This is a genomic window from Thermococcus sp. (assembly GCF_027008145.1).
Lineage (GTDB): Archaea > Methanobacteriota_B > Thermococci > Thermococcales > Thermococcaceae > Thermococcus.
Window position 1 is genome coordinate 1 of record NZ_JALTCZ010000084.1, and the last position, 2,442, is coordinate 2,442.

General features: G+C 51.9%; 4 protein-coding genes and 1 pseudogene. 2 read left to right on the plus strand and 3 right to left on the minus strand.

Annotation, left to right across the window (positions count from 1 at the left end):
• Positions 1-273 (plus strand): annotated as a pseudogene (locus MVD07_RS04095) (DUF2341 domain-containing protein); the annotation flags it as partial.
• Positions 274-283: 10 nt separating this feature from the next.
• Positions 284-1,039, plus strand: a complete 756-nt coding sequence (locus tag MVD07_RS04100; protein WP_297498997.1) for a DUF2101 family protein — start codon at positions 284-286, stop codon at positions 1,037-1,039.
• On the opposite strand, the gene MVD07_RS04105 is transcribed toward MVD07_RS04100, so the two are convergent.
• From MVD07_RS04105 to MVD07_RS04115, 3 genes are all read right to left on the minus strand, one after another.
• Positions 994-1,269 carry a TonB-dependent receptor gene (locus MVD07_RS04105; RefSeq protein WP_297498999.1) on the minus strand — a complete coding sequence of 92 codons (276 nt, stop codon included), beginning with the start codon at positions 1,267-1,269 and terminating at the stop codon, positions 994-996. The genes MVD07_RS04100 and MVD07_RS04105 overlap by 46 nt on opposite strands.
• A gap of 77 nt (positions 1,270-1,346) precedes the next feature.
• Positions 1,347-1,913, minus strand: coding sequence for a GMP synthase subunit A (locus MVD07_RS04110; protein WP_297499001.1), 567 nt, complete (start codon positions 1,911-1,913; stop codon positions 1,347-1,349).
• The gene (locus MVD07_RS04115) at positions 1,910-2,347 is read right to left on the minus strand and encodes a type II toxin-antitoxin system VapC family toxin (RefSeq protein ID WP_297499003.1); all 438 of its coding nucleotides are present in this window, start codon (positions 2,345-2,347) and stop codon (positions 1,910-1,912) included. Before MVD07_RS04115 ends, MVD07_RS04110 begins: the two co-directional genes overlap by 4 nt.
• Positions 2,348-2,442: the final 95 nt, after the last annotated feature.

Consider the following 2,442-nt stretch of genomic DNA (forward strand, 5'->3'; position numbering starts at 1 on the left):
GATCCAAACTACGACCCAAAGCTCTACGACCTCTTCGAAACCCTAGGGCTCAGCATCGAAGGGAACGAGTCCAGCGTTGATTACTACTTCCTTGAATACTACTTCAAGGGGGGAAGGAAAGTCACCGGCTACCGCGTCTGGGGGATCTCTGAGGGAGTCCTCTCAACGGCTGACCTGGGAAAGATACCCTTCTTCCTCGACCCGGCAACGGCAAGGGAGATATTCGGTAAGGTGGGAACCTGCGACCTGCTCTACGGCTACACCTGCCACTGAGGTGAATGGCATGACCATCGACGAAATCCTTTACACAATTGGAGCAGTCATTGAAGGGGCCGGAAAAAGGCTTTATTCTGCACTCCTTACATTCTTTCTCCCGAGGCCGAGGAAGAGCCCTCCATCCTTCAGGCTCCTCCAGAGGCTCGTGAGAAAGAACGTAACGGTTCACGAGTTCATAAGCCTTGAGCTCCAGCTCACCCTCCTCCTCTACCTTCTGATCTCTCTCCTCATAGTCGTCCTGATGAGAAACCTCTGGATCTTCGGCTTGGTGACCGTCTTCATCTTCCTTGCCCTTAGGTACATGCTGGTCTCCAAAAGAGACTTCATAATAGGCTTTTCCGCCTACAGATTCTTTTACTGCGGGCTCTTCTTCATATCGGCCGGCGCCTTTGGGGGCTATCTGCTCCTGAGGGCTCACGTCAGGGGGGTCTACCACTATTACAGCTACCTTCTGACCACACTCGTTGCTGTGATAGCCTTCAGGCAGTACTTCCGCTCCCGTTATGGAAGAGACTACACCTACGGGATCGTGGAGGAGGTCAAAAACGACCTCATCAGGGTGTTTGTACACGATGACATAGGAGCCAATGTTAAGCCCGGTCACTACTGGGTCCCCGCGGTTCCGGATGCAGAGCCAGGGGGGATAGTCAAACTCCTTGTCGAGGAGAGGGCCATGAGGAGCTCTGTCCCGGTCAGGATCCTTGAGGTGCACCTAGATCAGTCCTCCCAGACCGAGACCGAGCCGAAGGAGGAAGCCGAGTAGAGGATCAGAAGATAGAGAGAGTGACAGGGCTCAGTGAGGTTTGTCTTTGCAAAGCCACTTCCTCGTTTTTTAATGGTTAGGGGCTCTACAGAAGGACAGACCGGGAAGATCGTCATTTCGTCAGCATTACGTTTAAAATCCCAGCCTAGGGCGAGGCAGGCCCTTTCGACAAGCATCCTGAATCCCTCCCATTCCTCGACTTCCATCATGTAGTATATCGTGTGCCCCAAAATATCACCATATATTGTAAAATCAAAACTTTAAAAAGTTTTTGGATTTAAAACCTGGGTTTGTAACGGGGAGGGAACTAAAGTTCGCCGCAGAGCCCTGCGAAGTTCCGGTAGATTTCCGCTCCGTGTTCAGTGTGAGCTACCTCCGGGTGGAACTGGACGCCGTAGATTGGGAGCTCTTCATGCTTCATGGCCTCAACAGGACAGGTCTCGCTCCTCGCGAGCAGTTTAAAGCCCGGAGGGAGCTCCTTAACCTCATCCATGTGGCTCTCCCAGACCCTCAGTCTCTTTGGTAGGCCCCTGAAAATGTCGTCCTCCTCAAGGATTTCAATCTCAACAAGGCTGTATTCAGCTTTGTCCCCGCGCCCGACCATCCCGCCGAAATACCTCGCTATGAGCTGATGTCCGAGGCAGATTCCCAAAATCGGAACGTTGAGCTCATCGTAGTGTTCCAGAATTGCCTCACAGTTCCCAGTCTTCTCTATATCGGGACCGCCGGAGAAGATTATTCCCTCCGGCTTCATCGCCTTGATCTCCTCCAGCGGCGTCGTGTTGGGGATTATCTTTGCATTAACGCCGAGGTACCTCAAAGTCCTCCAAATCCTGTGGACGTATTGGCCCCCGTTGTCCATTATGACTATCATTCACCCACCCCCAGGGATTTGAAAAACTCCTTAGACTCCTCAAGCAGATAAAAAGCTGACACACCGACCTCACGAGAGTTCTCAGCCATTCTGCGGTCGTTGGTTAATAGAACTGCATTCAACGTCTTGGCAGCTGCAATGTAATAGGAGTCAGCTGCGCGTGAGTGAATCTTGAAGGAAAGCTCAAGAGCCGTCTCAAAGAACTCGGACTCCCCAACGAGAGTTATGAAATCAAACACACCTAGGAACTTCCTGACGTTTTCCTCCGGCGTGAATCTTCTCAGGACGTTCACGAACTCAACTTGGCATATCCTTGGAGCGTAGAGCTCGTGATTCTTGATAGCGTCGAAAACCCTGAGCGCGAGTTCTCGCCTCATTTCGTCGTAGGTAGAAAAGGCATCGATGAGAAGCGACGCATCGAGGACGAACCTCAACGCTCTCTCACCTCTTCCAGCATTTGAAGGGGGTCTTTTTTGGGCCTCTTGATTCCTTCTGCTGTCCTAATGAACTCCGCTATATCCCTCGCGAT